15 protein-coding genes and 1 tRNA gene are annotated in these 13,483 nt (G+C 38.2%); 5 read left to right on the forward strand and 11 right to left on the reverse strand.

The features are described 5' to 3' along the window. The first annotated feature begins 111 nt into the window (after positions 1 to 111). Positions 112 to 1,434 (forward strand): 2-hydroxycarboxylate transporter family protein, encoded by a 1,323-nt coding sequence (locus HMPREF2988_RS00420; RefSeq protein WP_070769785.1) that lies wholly within the window; start codon positions 112 to 114, stop codon positions 1,432 to 1,434. Positions 1,435 to 1,495: 61 nt separating this feature from the next. Here HMPREF2988_RS00420 and HMPREF2988_RS00425 read toward each other — a convergent pair whose 3' ends face one another. The 7 genes from HMPREF2988_RS00425 to HMPREF2988_RS00455 all read right to left on the reverse strand — a co-directional run bounded on the left by HMPREF2988_RS00425 (position 1,496) and on the right by HMPREF2988_RS00455 (position 5,460). After that, the gene (locus tag HMPREF2988_RS00425) at positions 1,496 to 1,930 is read right to left on the reverse strand and encodes a GNAT family N-acetyltransferase (protein ID WP_002290890.1); all 435 of its coding nucleotides are present in this window, start codon (positions 1,928 to 1,930) and stop codon (positions 1,496 to 1,498) included. A gap of 63 nt (positions 1,931 to 1,993) precedes the next feature. Beyond that, entirely contained in the window at positions 1,994 to 2,830 is an 837-nt protein-coding gene (locus HMPREF2988_RS00430) for a sulfite exporter TauE/SafE family protein (RefSeq protein WP_002327728.1), read from the reverse strand. A 189-nt stretch (positions 2,831 to 3,019) separates the two neighbouring features. Then, a complete protein-coding gene (locus HMPREF2988_RS00435) occupies positions 3,020 to 3,325 on the reverse strand; it encodes a DUF1292 domain-containing protein (RefSeq protein WP_002308458.1) in 306 nt (101 codons plus the stop codon). 25 nt (positions 3,326 to 3,350) lie between these two features. Beyond that, positions 3,351 to 3,782 carry a Holliday junction resolvase RuvX gene (ruvX, locus tag HMPREF2988_RS00440; RefSeq protein ID WP_002320247.1) on the reverse strand — a complete coding sequence of 144 codons (432 nt, stop codon included), beginning with the start codon at positions 3,780 to 3,782 and terminating at the stop codon, positions 3,351 to 3,353. Beyond that, the gene (locus HMPREF2988_RS00445; protein ID WP_002290885.1) at positions 3,779 to 4,045 is read right to left on the reverse strand and encodes an IreB family regulatory phosphoprotein; all 267 of its coding nucleotides are present in this window, start codon (positions 4,043 to 4,045) and stop codon (positions 3,779 to 3,781) included. Before HMPREF2988_RS00445 ends, ruvX begins: the two co-directional genes overlap by 4 nt. A 253-nt stretch (positions 4,046 to 4,298) precedes the next feature. Beyond that, positions 4,299 to 5,024, reverse strand: coding sequence for a DNA/RNA non-specific endonuclease (locus HMPREF2988_RS00450; RefSeq protein WP_002290883.1), 726 nt, complete (start codon positions 5,022 to 5,024; stop codon positions 4,299 to 4,301). 365 nt (positions 5,025 to 5,389) lie between these two features. Beyond that, positions 5,390 to 5,460: transfer RNA gene (locus tag HMPREF2988_RS00455), tRNA-Gly, on the reverse strand. A gap of 116 nt (positions 5,461 to 5,576) precedes the next feature. Here HMPREF2988_RS00455 and HMPREF2988_RS00460 point away from each other — a divergent pair. Further along, positions 5,577 to 6,329: a threonine/serine exporter family protein gene (locus tag HMPREF2988_RS00460; protein WP_002290882.1), complete on the forward strand. Its 753-nt coding sequence runs from the start codon at positions 5,577 to 5,579 to the stop codon at positions 6,327 to 6,329. A gap of 15 nt (positions 6,330 to 6,344) precedes the next feature. Continuing rightward, positions 6,345 to 6,824 carry a threonine/serine exporter family protein gene (locus tag HMPREF2988_RS00465; RefSeq protein ID WP_002290881.1) on the forward strand — a complete coding sequence of 160 codons (480 nt, stop codon included), beginning with the start codon at positions 6,345 to 6,347 and terminating at the stop codon, positions 6,822 to 6,824. 261 nt (positions 6,825 to 7,085) lie between these two features. On the opposite strand, the gene HMPREF2988_RS00470 is transcribed toward HMPREF2988_RS00465, so the two are convergent. From HMPREF2988_RS00470 to HMPREF2988_RS00480, 3 genes are all read right to left on the reverse strand, one after another. Further along, positions 7,086 to 7,862 carry a LytR/AlgR family response regulator transcription factor gene (locus HMPREF2988_RS00470; protein WP_002333150.1) on the reverse strand — a complete coding sequence of 259 codons (777 nt, stop codon included), beginning with the start codon at positions 7,860 to 7,862 and terminating at the stop codon, positions 7,086 to 7,088. 264 nt (positions 7,863 to 8,126) lie between these two features. Further along, positions 8,127 to 8,969, reverse strand: a complete 843-nt coding sequence (locus HMPREF2988_RS00475; protein WP_070769786.1) for a TIGR03943 family putative permease subunit — start codon at positions 8,967 to 8,969, stop codon at positions 8,127 to 8,129. Between the two features lie 10 nt (positions 8,970 to 8,979). After that, complete coding sequence (locus HMPREF2988_RS00480; RefSeq protein WP_002314627.1) at positions 8,980 to 9,909, reverse strand: permease; 930 nt, start codon at positions 9,907 to 9,909, stop codon at positions 8,980 to 8,982. 192 nt (positions 9,910 to 10,101) lie between these two features. Between HMPREF2988_RS00480 and HMPREF2988_RS00485 the strand changes: the two genes are divergently transcribed. Continuing rightward, positions 10,102 to 10,455: a thioredoxin family protein gene (locus tag HMPREF2988_RS00485; protein ID WP_070769787.1), complete on the forward strand. Its 354-nt coding sequence runs from the start codon at positions 10,102 to 10,104 to the stop codon at positions 10,453 to 10,455. 73 nt (positions 10,456 to 10,528) lie between these two features. On the opposite strand, the gene HMPREF2988_RS00490 is transcribed toward HMPREF2988_RS00485, so the two are convergent. Then, positions 10,529 to 11,185, reverse strand: a complete 657-nt coding sequence (locus HMPREF2988_RS00490) for a redox-sensing transcriptional repressor Rex (protein ID WP_002287746.1) — start codon at positions 11,183 to 11,185, stop codon at positions 10,529 to 10,531. Between the two features lie 225 nt (positions 11,186 to 11,410). Between HMPREF2988_RS00490 and HMPREF2988_RS00495 the strand changes: the two genes are divergently transcribed. Then, positions 11,411 to 13,345 carry an ABC-F family ATP-binding cassette domain-containing protein gene (locus tag HMPREF2988_RS00495; RefSeq protein ID WP_070769788.1) on the forward strand — a complete coding sequence of 645 codons (1,935 nt, stop codon included), beginning with the start codon at positions 11,411 to 11,413 and terminating at the stop codon, positions 13,343 to 13,345. Positions 13,346 to 13,483 lie beyond the last annotated feature (138 nt).

Here is a 13,483-nt window from a genome sequence, read left to right on the forward strand (position 1 = left end):
CTAAAAAGAAAAAAGCGACTGCGGCAAAACAGCAGCCAGCCAACTACTGCTCTTTTGCCGCTTCTCTTTGGCTTTTTTCATACGATACAGAATAAGAAAGGATCTGTAAAAATGGCACAAAAAACAACAACTGCAACTGCAGTTGAGGAAAAGAAAAAAGAAGGGTTTTGGTCAACAAAAATTACCGGCGTAAGTTTGCCCCTTTATTTGATCATGGTCCTTGTCCTGATCATTGCAATGGCTTTAGGAAAATTACCGACGAATATGATTGGCCCAATCGCTGTTTTGGTCATTTTCGGTAATTTATTTCATTTTATCGGAACAAAAATCCCTATCGTCAAAAGTTATTTAGGTGGTGGCTCCGTTTTTGCGATCTTTGCCTCTGCCGCGATTGCTACATTTGGGATCTTACCTGAGTATGTAGTAAAATCCACAGAAAACTTTGTCAGCAATATGGGCTTTTTAGACTTTTATATTGCTGCCTTGATTACTGGTAGCATCCTTGGTATGAACCGTAATCTATTGATGAAAGCTTCTGTTCGTTTTATTCCCGTTGCACTTATTTCAATGGTCGTCTCCTTTTCTGCCGTAGGACTCGTAGGTATGCTTATCGGAAATGGTTTTGCAAATTCCGTTTTATATATCTCATTGCCCGCAATGGCTGGTGGTGTTGGAGCCGGAGCTGTACCTTTATCAACGATTTATGCAAATGTTTTAGGTACGGACGCTTCTTCTATCATTTCCCGCCTGATTCCTGCTACAGCAATGACAAATGTCCTAGCTATCATTGGTGCAGCGTTAGTTGCTCGTGCGGGACAATCAATGCCAAAATTCAACGGTAATGGTAAATTAATGGAAAAAGGCGACCTTGGCGATGGAAAACCTAGAAATGTAAAACCTTCCATTCCACAATTAGGTGTCGGTTTGATGGTATCATTGACTTTCTTCATCTTAGGACAAATCGGTAACTATTTTGTTCCTAAAGTCCATGCTTACGCATTCATGATCATTATCGTTGTTATCTGTAAAATCGCAAACCTATTACCAGAATATTACGAAGATGCAGCTATCATGTTCAACAACTTGATTGTCAAAAACTTGACAGCAGCTGTTCTTGCCGGTATCGGTATTGCGTTATTGAATCTAAATGTATTGGCTTCTGCTTTGACATGGCAATTTGTTGTCTTATGTTTGACAAGTGTTATCGCGATTTCAGTAGTTTCAGGATTTGTCGGTCGTTTGTTTGGTTTATATCCAATCGAATCAACTATTACTGCTGGCTTATGCAACAACTCGATGGGTGGTACAGGAAATGTTGCTGTCTTATCTGCAGCTAATCGGATGGAACTTATTGCTTTTGCTCAAATGGGCAATCGGCTTGGTGGTGCCATCGTTTTGATCATCTCAGGTTTCTTGATGCAATTACTTTCTTAGTCAAAAAAAATACCTGATCATCATGTATCGGCTTGATGACCAGGTATTTTTTGATAAAAATTTACAGGATTTTCAAAAATCTTTTTTGCATTTTATCGGAATGATAACCGATGCGTTCATAAAATCGGTGTGCTTCTACTCTGTATTCTGCAGAATTAAGTCTTATTGCTGATATTCCTCGTCTTTTCGCTTCTTCTTCTACGCCAGTCATCAAGGCCTTTCCGATTCCTCTTTTTTCAGCATGTTTAGACACAGCAAGTGCCATAATATTGAACATCGGATCGCTGAAAATTGATTCATAGGACTCCGCTTGTACATAGCCAGCTGCTTTTTTAGAAGTAGGATCTTCATAAACCAAGAAAAAATTTTTTTCTGGCTCCTTCAACAGTTTCTTCATTTGTCTCACCGTAACGGTTAATGGTACATCATACCCTAATTGTTCCGCATTGATTTCTCGTAGTGCTTCTGCATCTCCTAAACGCATTTCCCGCAACATCCAAATCACCAGCCAATTTTTATTTTTTTAAATGAATTTTTTTATCACAGTATACTCCTTTTTTCACTTAAAAAAAGACTTTTCAGTGATTTTGACTTGCTTGAATCCAGATCCTTCTAATGTTTGCAAGATGACGAAAGCATTGTAAAGATTGATCAAAAGAACCACGATGACAATCGCTTGAAAAATAAAGGTCACTTTTTTTGGAGACAAAACCCTGCTAAATCTTGCTCCCCACAAACCTCCAATAACAGCAGCGGGGATAACATAAAACAACATAGATAAATCAAAGCGCATAAAGCTACTTGTTAAAGCAATCGTTACCAATTTTGCCAGTTGAGAAAAGAAAATCGTAGATAGAGAATATAGTGTTGCTTCTTTTATTGGCAATGCAAACATCAGCATCAACAAAGAAACATTGACTGGTCCACCACCAATACCTAAAAAACTAGCTAAAAAGCCCAGAACCACCCCACATATAAGGTACCAAGTCCATGACGTCAAATGAAATTTTGGCTGATGATGCTTGGTGTAGAAGAACGCAAAAACCAAGGTCAATACCGTCAAAAAAATTTGGATCAGCTGCACATGCTTCTCGTTTTCAAATAACTGTAAAAAAACTTCGAATACAATGTTGCCGACTACTCCTCCAACAACAGCTCCACTAGATACCCAACCGACAATCTGCCAATTCAGTGATTTCCCGCTTGATACTTGTCGCACAGTCGAAACAATGGACATCGTGAATACCGCAACTGTTGAGTAAAAAGAAATCCCTGCAACAGAATGGGCACCGATAAGATCAAGAATCGGTTTGATCAACACGCCTCCACCCATCCCGGAAATAGCGCCAACTGTGTTCGCCAGAACGATCACCACAAAATAAATCAGACCAATCATCTTGTATTTCCTTTCTCTTGTTTATATCTTTTAGCGATTTTTACTATTTTCTTTTATTATACAGTAAAAGAAACAAACGAGGCTTCGAAAGCTTTTCTACTTTTTAAGGAAATTTAGTGCTAAACGAAAAAACCGGGCTCTACTTTTCAGAGAGTCCAGCTTTTCTTACACCTTATCGATTCTTTTATTCTATTCTTCTTCTTCCGCCATGAATGTATTGAATACTTCTTCGATCATATCCCATTCTGCGTCTGTTTCGATTTGTTCTAACTCGCCTTCTGTTCCATCTTCGTTTTCGATGTATGCATAAGCTTGTAATTCTACATCTTCATCTTCTGAAACACCAGCTGGATATAAAAGAACATAGTTACGTCCAAATTCTTCTTGTCCGTCAACTGTTAGCAAGATTTCGTATAATGTTTCATTTCCTTGGTCATCCACCAATGTGATGTGTTCGTGTCCTTCGTGTTCGTGGGAATGGTTATGTTCTGTCATAAGATTACCTCTTTTCTTTTTATTATTAAAATAATTGCTTACCTGAGCCGTCTAAATAATTTTGTAAAATCATCACAGCTGCTAATTTATCGATGACTTTTTTTCGTTTCGCTCTTGAAGTATTTGCCTGCTCTACTAGCATACGTTCTGCCTGAACAGTGGTTAGTCGTTCATCTTGATAATCAACCGGCAAGGAGAATAGTTCTTTGATCTTCTCTCCATATAACATGGAAGCTTCTGCCCTTGGTCCGATGGAATTGTTCATATTCTTAGGTAATCCAACTACAAAACGGTCTACTTCGTACTGCGCCACTAATTCCTTCAACCGATCAAAGCCAAACTCTTCTTCTGCTTCATTGATTCGAATGATTTCTACTCCTTGAGCTGTCCAGCCAAAGGGGTCGCTCACAGCAACGCCTACTGTCTTAGAACCGACATCCAAGCCCATTACTCTCATAAATTCACTCCATGATTTGAGAGGTAGTCTTTGACAATTACTTCCATGATTTCATCGCGTTCGTGACGGCGAATCAAATTTCGTGCATCACGATAACGAGGAATGTAGGCCGGGTCTCCAGAAAGCAAGTAGCCGACAATCTGATTAATTGGATTGTAGCCTTTTTCTTCCAAAGCCCGATAAACAATCGCTAATGTTTCGCTCACTTCTTTTTTGCGACTATCGTCAAAACCAAAACGTACGGTTTCATCTGTAAAACCCATGATTCTACACCTCTTTCCCGCAAGGTAATTCCAGCTTACCTTCTACACCCTTATTTTACTCGAAGAAAGGGAAAACTACAAACAAATATTCCAAACTTCTGAATAAATTAAGAAACACGATTTGTCTGATTTTTCCTTTTTTCTGTGGCTTTTTCAAAAGCCCTCTTTCCATAAAGTATACGCTATATTTCTTTGAAAGTATGTTTTTACACAATTTTTTCATAAAGTTCATAAAAAATTCGAATTGCTGCTACTAATTTTTCGTTTTCGTTGCTTGCCCTGTCTCATAATTGATGGTGTAGCCATCTTGAACATTGTAGATAAAGACATTGAATTCAATTTTTTTGTCTTCAATGCTTTCTGCTTCCAACTGCACACCTCTTGCTACCAGTTCATTTCCCTCGAAATGAGGAGTGACACGATAGCGTACATGATGATTTGTTTCCTTGATATATGCCGCAATATCATTTTCGTGGGCAAGCATGTACGGAGCATTCAACGAACGTGTCCCTGTCATTAAGTTTTTAATGTTATTATTTTGACCAGTCAACTGGAAACCAATCAAATGGCTGCGGTTGTATAACCATTGTCCGTCACTTAATTTCTTTTGTTTCCAACCTGTCGGATCAATATACAAAGGTTCTCTCTTTTCAGTAGGAAACAAGTCTTTTCCCAACATCGCATTGGCTTGTCCTACTCTGTTCAATTTGTCTATATTTGAATAGCTTTCCCATGTCCCTTTGGAAAGACTAAGATCCTCTTTTGTAAACTCCGGCTGATTCCCATTGATTTCTATTTCTTGATGTTTTCCATCATATTCTGGCACATCCGCTACTTGAGAAGCTTGCGGTGTGGAATCAAAAATGGTTGTAATTTGTTGGAAGATATCTGAATCTTTTTGTGTGGTGGAAATACCGAGTGCCCCTGCAATCACAGCAGCGACGATCCCCACGATCGCCTTGGTTGTTTTTTTGCTCATTTCTTTACTCCTTTACTAACAGCTCCCTAAATCTTAACATATGTTCCCCTATAAATAAATACTGGAAAGAAATAGAAACAGTAAAAAAATAAAACCAGTTTTTAGACGGCTTAAGAATACAAAAAAAGAGACGGATGCATCGTCTCTACTCAATCACAAAACACTATTTACAAGGTATTTATTATCATTCAAAAAATTTTTCTTAATACTCAAAACTAAACGGCTTCTGTACGACCTCTTGGTAAACAGTATTCAAAAGCTTGCATCTGCGGTAATAAGTCCAACCAATTCAAAAACATAAGAAGCTTTTTTGCTTGACTATTCTTATTACTTGATGCAGGGCAGCTTTTTCACAGCCTCTTTTAAGCGGGTGACGGGAATCGAACCCGCGACATCAGCTTGGGAAGCTGGGATTTTACCACTAAACTACACCCGCGACACAAAAACAGTATACGCCTCTTTCACTCCTTCCTCAAGTTTTTTTATTCTTTACGCTTCCGATATGTTTTGTAGTAAAATAAAACTAATCAATCAATTATTGGAGAAGATGCTATGACGGGAAAAGAATTAGATCTGCTGCTAGACACTTGTCTACTCGCTGGGAAAATCATGATGGAAAGCAATGCAGAGATGTATCGGGTAGAAGATACGATGAGTCGAATTGCTTTAGCTTCTGGAAATTTCCGTTTGGTCAGCTATGTCACGCAGACTGGTCTCTTTATTGGTCTTGATCGTACCTCGACCATTCGAATGGAACAAATCACCAACCGTTCGATCAATTTAGAAAAAGTAGTAAAAGTGAATGATCTTTCACGTAAGTATGTTGCTTCAGAACTAACATTAGAAGAACTTTACAGTGAATTGCAGGCAATCGACCGAGACCGTTCGTTCTTTCCTGTCTGGTTGCAGATCGTTAGTGCGGCAGTTATCAGTGGAACGATCATGGTGTTATTCGGCGGAAAGATGACCGATTTGCCTGTGACTTTAATTATTGGTGGATGGGGATACGCAGTTTATCTGTATAGTTTGAAATTTTTTAGAATCAAATTTTTATCGGAATTTTTATCTTCTTTATTGATTGGCATAGCTGCTATCTACAGTGTTCGTTTTGGCTTAGGAAGCAATCAGGATTTAATTATTATCGGATGTGTGATGCCTTTGGTTCCTGGGGTTCAAATTACGAACGCTATCCGTGATTTGCTAGCTGGTCATTATGTGTCAGGGGTTTCTCGCGGAACAGAAGCGATGATGACTGCTACGATGATTGGTTTTGCGATTGCTTTTATTTTCCAGCTTTTTTATTAAGAAAGGAGCACGAGTATGGGCACGATATTTATTCAATTTTCTTTTAGTTTTTTAGCGACTGCGGCATTTGCCATTGTTACAAATGTCCCTAGGCGTTCATTGATTTGTTGTGGTCTTTCTGGTGCTTTCGGCTGGATGATCTACTGGATCTGTGTTCAAATGGGCGGATCTGCTGCTTTCGGTTCATTGCTTGGCTCTTTAGGAGTCGCATTCATCAGTGATCTTTTCTCTAAGCGTTTGAGAATGCCTGTAACGATTTTCAATATTCCTGGGATGGTTCCTTTAGTTCCGGGTGGTTTGGCTTATCAGGCGGTTCGGAATCTCGTTACTGAATCCTATCAAGAAGCAGCTCATTATGCGGTCCAAGCAATCATGATAGCTGGAGCAATTGCTTTAGGTCTCGTATTATCGGAAGTCTTTAACCATAACATCCGCAACTTCAAAGTAAAGCGTGATGCCATCATGTTGAAACGAAAAAAACGGCTTTTTAAATAAACGAAATGTAACAAAGAAAAGGTTGTGACAGAAGTGATTAGCTTCACGAAATAAGACAGGATTCACGAAAATGGTTTCTTAAATTTTTGTGAATCCTATCTTATTTTTCGAAGAAACTACTTCTGGAACACTGTTTAGTAGAAGGGGTGAGATCAGCATCTTGGTCCGAGTATTAGAGAAACAAAATGGAAGAAGGAACTTGCATGATTAACTTAAGTCTGTTTACTAAAAAGTGAGATATGATCCTTTATTTTTAATTTTTTAAAATGATTCATTCCTTATCTTTTCTTGAATAAATTTCTTTAGTTTATCAATACTTCTCTTACCCATCTCTAGTTGTTCTCCATTCGTAAACGTTACTACTTCATTTACTCGGCTAATAGATGTAATGTTTTCAGTATTAATGATGTAGGCTTTTAAATCTTTACATAAATACTCATATTCCAGTGTTTTTTTATATTTTTTTATTGTGCCGTTTATGAGTGTCTCTTCGTCTTTCAATACCAAGCCTATCTTATTTTTATAGCCTGGCATGCTCATTAGATAAAGAATCTCATCGTAATGGATATAATGATCGCTATTGCCATAACGAACAGACGTCCACTTTTTTTTGTTCGCTTGTTGAACAGGCTCGTTCTCTTTTTCTTTCAATAAGTAACTTTGGATGTTTTTTTTATTTTTTTCATAAGTGAATTCTTTTATCAAATACCCGCTAGGCGTAATATTTCGGTTAATAACAGCTATTGCTTTATTCGGATGAGAGGTCAAATAAACAATTTTACACTTCGCGTTCTTTTCTCTAAGCATTTCTCCTAGTTCAATCCCGCTGTGATAAGCGTTCAAATCGATATCAAGAAAAAAAATATCCGATGAACGAATGTCATTGTTTTTGACAAATTCAACAAACTGCATGACGTTCAATCCCTTGATTATCTCGAAATTCCAAGGAATCAGTAAATTTCTGGATTCTTCCAAAATATCTTCTATCATTTTTTCAAAAACCAAACTGTCATCCAAAATAAATATACGTGTTATCATACAAATTACCTCCACTCGATATTTTACTATCAAAATCATTTCATACAACTTTTCAACATACATGTTAGGAATAAATTGTAATTCTCTTCACAATCTTTTCCAACACCTTTGAAACCGCTATTAACTACATTCAGCATGCAACTTCTAAAATAAATATCATTTTACAAAACATATCAAATAGCCAAATATCTCATACAAAAAAAGCCAGACAACCGACGTCCTTACACGTCAACTGTCTGAGCTATGTTCATTTATTTTTTTCTTTTAAAAAGAACGATACACATACTGATTTTTCGGAGCAGCGACTTTCTCTGCGTTTGTCACAACTACAGATGGAATTTCACGCTTGAATGGTTGATAATAGTCCGATTGGATGGTTCCTTCTATTTTATACCACTCATCATTTTTAACCGTTACTCCTTCAGGCATATGTGTTAACAAGCCAAAGACTCCTGAATCTGCCACACAATGGATAATACCGAATCGGAACAAGAAGACATCTGCATTGCTATCGTTCGGTGTTTGGTAAACAAATCCTTCATAGCTGATTTTTTTGCCAATGAATTCGCTAGGGTAATTATAGATCAGCTCCATGACTTCTAAATAATTTTCATCTGTGATCTCGATAGTCTGCTTATCCCCATACTTCTCTTTCAGTTCATTCATTTGGTCTAAGTAGTCTGACTTGTTGAAATAAATACTGGTATCTGGCTTTAGGTATTGCGTCTGCATCTCCGGATCCCCTACCGATTCTTTGCTTACCGGAAAATTAAATCCTTTGGCTTCTACGATCGTAGTATCCAGACTAACTGTTGGAAACAACGTACCAACGATCACTGGCAAAGCTAGCAGTACATAAGCGATCCCACGTTGATAAGGTTTCGATAACCCATGGTCGTGATCATGATCATGCTCGTGCGTCTCTTCCTCTGCTTTTCCGTTTTTGACCCACAAATACAGCTGAACTAAAGCCAAAAGAGCGGATAAAATCATCGAAAGAATAGCTAAATAACGATAGTGGACATTGATATATTGATCAAGTTTGCCAGAGACTTGCAAATACATCATCAATTCGAAATAGCCAGATAAAATCAAAAACCGCAGCATATTTTTCCTCCTAAATAAATAATGTGAATCCAACAACGCTAAGGGCAATCAGTCCGATCAGCGATAGAATAAAACGTCCTGTAAAATATCGTTTCATCATCAATAGATTTTTGATATCGACCATTGGACCAAAGACCAAAAAGGCAGCTACAGGTGCTGTGCCGAACAGACTTAACAATGAAGACCCGATAAACGCATCTGCTTCTGAACAAAGAGACATCGTAAAAGCTAATAACAGCATGATAATGATGGCTAAAATCTTTGTTGATCCGAGCGTTAGCATCATTCTAGTTGGTAAATAAGTCTGCATCGCAGCTGCGATTAACCCACCAATGATCAAATAACGACCTGTATCAAAAAATTCATCGATTGAATGTGTCAGCACATGCCCCGTTTGATGGATCAGCCGATTTTTTGGTTCATTCTTATCGCCGTGTTCTTCTTCATGGACATGATGATGGTGTTCTTCTACTACTTTAGAGGAGATTTTTTCTTTCAATACAGCGTCTTTTTGAAAATAGGCAAGCCAGACACCAATCACAAGGGCAACAAAAAAGCTGCCTATCACTCGCCAGCTTGCCATCTGCCAAGAATTGCCAAATGCGATAAACGTGGAAAAAATCACGATGGGATTAATGATTGGCGCTGTCAGCATAAAAGCAAATGCTGTGTGGACCGGCACGCCTTTTTTTACAAACTGATGAACGATAGGTACGATGCCGCATTCACATGAAGGAAAGAAAAATCCTAAGATCGAACCAGTAAAAATAGAGAATATACGATTTTCAGGAAGCCATCGCTTCACACGTTCTGGGGTCAAAAATACTTGTAAGGCGCCTGAGATAAGACAACCTAATAGTACAAAGGGCAATGCTTCGATAACGATCGATAAGAAAATCGTACTCATCTGCAAAACCGAATTGGGAATAAAAGAAAACATGAGTTTCCTCCTTTTCATTTCTAGTTCATTCGCTTTGCAAATATACGCTTTTATTCAAAAAAAAACAAGTTGCTCTGTCAATTTTTACACAACTCTTATTTTTTATCGAAGCACTTCAATTGACTTTTTCTATTATTCCCATTAAATTAAGGTCTCGTACATATCACTTCTATCACAAAAGGGAGAATGAAAATGAAACAAACCACTAACTTGTCTGAAGTTCAAGACATACTGCAACAATCATCCGTTGCCATCGTTTATCTTTCGATGCCTAATTGCAGTGTTTGTCACGCTGTTCGTCCACGATTGGAGGAGCTGCTCACCCATTATGATATTCCGGCACTTCATTTGGATGCATTCGAAACGCCAGAAGTAGCTAGCAGATTTGAAGTATTGACTGCGCCAGTTGTTCTGATTTTTCATCAAGGAAAAGAGGTCTTTCGACAAGCGCGGTTCATCGACTTTAAAAAAATCCGGCATTTACTAGACGAACTGACAGCAGAAGATGACTCTCTTTCTTATGAAGAACTCTTTCGAACAGAATAAACATTATCCAAACAGAAAAAAGCGATTGAACAAGTGAAAGTTTTGCCTTCATTTGTTCAATCGCTTTTTATTTTTATTCTGCTGTATTTTCGGAATGCGCATTTGCGTCAGAATGCAAGAAATAGATCAAGGTTTGCAATTCATTCGTCAAATCAACATTTTGGATCAATACATCTGACGGAGCATTCAATCGAGCAGCGGTAAAGTTCAAGATTCCTTTGATTCCTGCTTCCGTTAACTGATTGACTACTTCTTGCGCTCTTTCAGCGGGAATCGTTAAAATCGCTACTTCGATCTGCTGGATCTTGATTTGTTCCGACATATCTTCCATTGGATAAACGGGGATACCGTCTACGATGCGTCCAACAATTTCTTCATTCACATCAAAAGCACAACTGATACGTATGCTATTACTTTGATGGAATTTATATTTTAGTAAAGCACTTCCCAAGTTCCCTACACCAATCAGCGCAACATTTGTCAATTGATCATCATTTAATGTCTTCGCAAAAAAGTGCATAAGATCTTCTACATCATACCCATACCCACGTTTTCCTAATTCGCCAAAATAAGAAAAATCTCGACGGATCGTTGCGCTATCTACTTGAACGGCTTCACTTAATTCAGTTGAAGACACTTTTTTCTTTCCAGCATTATTTAAAATCCTTAAATAACGATAATACAAAGGCAGTCTTTTAGCTGTCGCCTTTGGAATAATATGATCTTTCACGAAATGACCTCCACGTATTGTCTAATTACATCTTTGATTTCTCCATCATAGCAGTATTTATAGGAAAAAATCAATTCCATTGCTCAGATATTGTGAAATTTTATTCTTTATTCATTTATTTATCATTTCTGCAAATCTCGCAGTATGATGGAATTTATGGTAGACTACTAATTGAAAAATAGTTTTTTATTTGAGGAGAATTCACAAAGTAGAAAAGAGGATTCCATGATATTATTACAAGCCAATCAGATTGCTCGCCATTTTGGTGCAGAAGTCTTATTTGAAAATATACATTTAGAAATCAGTACAGGCGCTCGTGTCGCTTTAGTTGGCAGAAATGGCGCTGGAAAATCGACTTTATTGAAGATCATTGCTGGAATTGAAGCACCAGATGATGGAAAGATTGCTAAAAATAAAACAGCGACTCTCGGATACCTCGCTCAGGACACAGGACTTGATTCCAATGAAACAGTGTGGAACGAGATGCTGAAAGCTTTTGAACAAGTTAGACAAATGGAACAGCGGATGCGTGAACTAGAGATTTTCATTAGCGAAGGTACGCCAGATACACCCGCTTATACTTCTTATTTAAAAGAATATGATCGGCTGCAACACGATTTTTCGGATCGAAACGGCTATGGTTATGAAAATGAAATTCGTTCCGTATTGCATGGTTTTAAATTCGATTCTTCCTTTTATGACCAGAAAATCGATACTTTATCAGGTGGACAGCGTACACGTTTAGCTTTAGCTCGCATGCTTTTGCAACACCCTGACATTTTGATTCTAGACGAACCCACGAACCACTTGGATATCGAGACACTTTCCTGGCTTGAAAATTATCTGCAAAGCTATACCGGTGCATTACTGATTGTTTCACATGACCGTTATTTCTTAGACAAAGTAGTCAATGAAGTTTATGAACTAAGCAGAAGAAAAATGCGCCATTACAAAGGCAACTACTCGAAGTATCTAGACTTGAAAGCAGAACAGCTGACAAGTGAATGGAAGGCTTATGAAAAGCAGCAGACAGAGATCCACAAATTAGAAGACTTCGTTGCTCGGAATCTTGTTCGTGCCTCTACCACTAAACGGGCGCAAAGTCGCAGAAAGACATTAGAAAAAATGGAACGTCTGGATCGTCCTCAAGGGGATGAGAAACAAGCAAACTTTCTTTTCAGTATAGAAAAACCTTCTGGAAATGTTGTCTTGCAAATCGAAGATGCCGCTATCGGATATGATGATGTCACCTTATCTGAACCAATCAATTTGGATATCCGCCGACAAGAAGCGATTGCTCTAGTAGGTCCGAATGGTATCGGAAAATCGACGTTGCTGAAATCGATCATCCACCAGATCCCTTTTATCCGTGGCAAAGAAACGCTAGGGACAAATGTCACCATCGGCTATTACGATCAAGGGCAAGCTGATCTGCATACAAACAAGACGATTCTAGCAGAATTGTGGGATGAGCATCCTACCACTCCTGAAAAAGACATTCGAAGTGCTTTAGGTGCTTTCTTATTTTCTGGCGAAGATGTAGAAAAACCAATCCCTCTGTTAAGCGGCGGTGAAAAAGCACGGGTTGCTTTAGCCAAGCTAGCGATGAACAAAGAAAATTTTTTGATCTTGGACGAACCAACAAACCATTTAGATATTGACAACAAAGAAGTATTAGAAAATGCATTGATCGATTACGATGGCACACTGCTTTTTGTTTCCCATGACCGATATTTCATCAATCGGATCGCGACAAAAGTCGTCGAACTCTCTGAAAATGGCAGTAAAGTCTATCTTGGAGACTATGATTATTATTTAGAGAAAAAACAAGAAGAAGAAGAAATCGCCGAATTATTGGCACAAGATGAGCCAGAATCCGCTCCTGCTCCTACGAATAAATCCGATTATTACCAGAGCAAAGAACAGCAAAAGCTTATCCGTAGCCTTCAACGAAAAATCACTCAGATTGAAGAAGAAATGACGCGGATCGATGAATGGATCGATCGGTTGGAACAAGAAATGGTCGCACCAGAAAATCTGGAAGATCACGTAAAACTCAATGAGCTGAACCAAGCTTTAGAATCAGCTAGACAAGATCAAGAAACAAAATTGTCGGAATGGGAAGAACTAAGCTTGGAATTAGAAGAATACGAGAATTAAAAGCCAATGGAAAGAGGTTGTGACAGCCCTGTTGTCATAGCCTCTTTCTTTTTTATGCAGAAACATAGCGAAACCGTTCTCTTTTTTCTTACTATTTTTCTCTACTGACAAAATAAACAATAATTTTCCGGCACAATT

Origin of the sequence: Enterococcus sp. HMSC061C05, from assembly GCF_001814765.1 — a bacterium.
In the GTDB taxonomy this organism is placed as follows: Bacteria; Bacillota; Bacilli; order Lactobacillales; family Enterococcaceae; genus Enterococcus_B; species Enterococcus_B lactis.

Excerpts from the sequence above, each read along its gene's own strand:
- HMPREF2988_RS00480 (WP_002314627.1), bottom strand. The coding sequence starts at position 9,909 with ATGTTTTCTTTTATTCCCAATTCGGTTTTGCAGATGAGTACGATTTTC.
- HMPREF2988_RS00495 (WP_070769788.1), top strand. The coding sequence starts at position 11,411 with ATGATATTATTACAAGCCAATCAGATTGCTCGCCATTTTGGTGCAGAA.
- HMPREF2988_RS00475 (WP_070769786.1), bottom strand. The coding sequence starts at position 8,969 with ATGCTGCGGTTTTTGATTTTATCTGGCTATTTCGAATTGATGATGTAT.
- HMPREF2988_RS00485 (WP_070769787.1), top strand. The coding sequence starts at position 10,102 with ATGAAACAAACCACTAACTTGTCTGAAGTTCAAGACATACTGCAACAA.
- HMPREF2988_RS00460 (WP_002290882.1), top strand. The coding sequence starts at position 5,577 with ATGACGGGAAAAGAATTAGATCTGCTGCTAGACACTTGTCTACTCGCT.
- HMPREF2988_RS00435 (WP_002308458.1), bottom strand. The coding sequence starts at position 3,325 with ATGACAGAACATAACCATTCCCACGAACACGAAGGACACGAACACATC.
- HMPREF2988_RS00470 (WP_002333150.1), bottom strand. The coding sequence starts at position 7,862 with ATGATAACACGTATATTTATTTTGGATGACAGTTTGGTTTTTGAAAAA.
- HMPREF2988_RS00445 (WP_002290885.1), bottom strand. The coding sequence starts at position 4,045 with ATGGGTTTTACAGATGAAACCGTACGTTTTGGTTTTGACGATAGTCGC.
- HMPREF2988_RS00430 (WP_002327728.1), bottom strand. The coding sequence starts at position 2,830 with ATGATTGGTCTGATTTATTTTGTGGTGATCGTTCTGGCGAACACAGTT.
- HMPREF2988_RS00425 (WP_002290890.1), bottom strand. The coding sequence starts at position 1,930 with ATGTTGCGGGAAATGCGTTTAGGAGATGCAGAAGCACTACGAGAAATC.
- HMPREF2988_RS00465 (WP_002290881.1), top strand. The coding sequence starts at position 6,345 with ATGGGCACGATATTTATTCAATTTTCTTTTAGTTTTTTAGCGACTGCG.
- HMPREF2988_RS00450 (WP_002290883.1), bottom strand. The coding sequence starts at position 5,024 with ATGAGCAAAAAAACAACCAAGGCGATCGTGGGGATCGTCGCTGCTGTG.
- HMPREF2988_RS00420 (WP_070769785.1), top strand. The coding sequence starts at position 112 with ATGGCACAAAAAACAACAACTGCAACTGCAGTTGAGGAAAAGAAAAAA.
- ruvX (WP_002320247.1), bottom strand. The coding sequence starts at position 3,782 with ATGAGAGTAATGGGCTTGGATGTCGGTTCTAAGACAGTAGGCGTTGCT.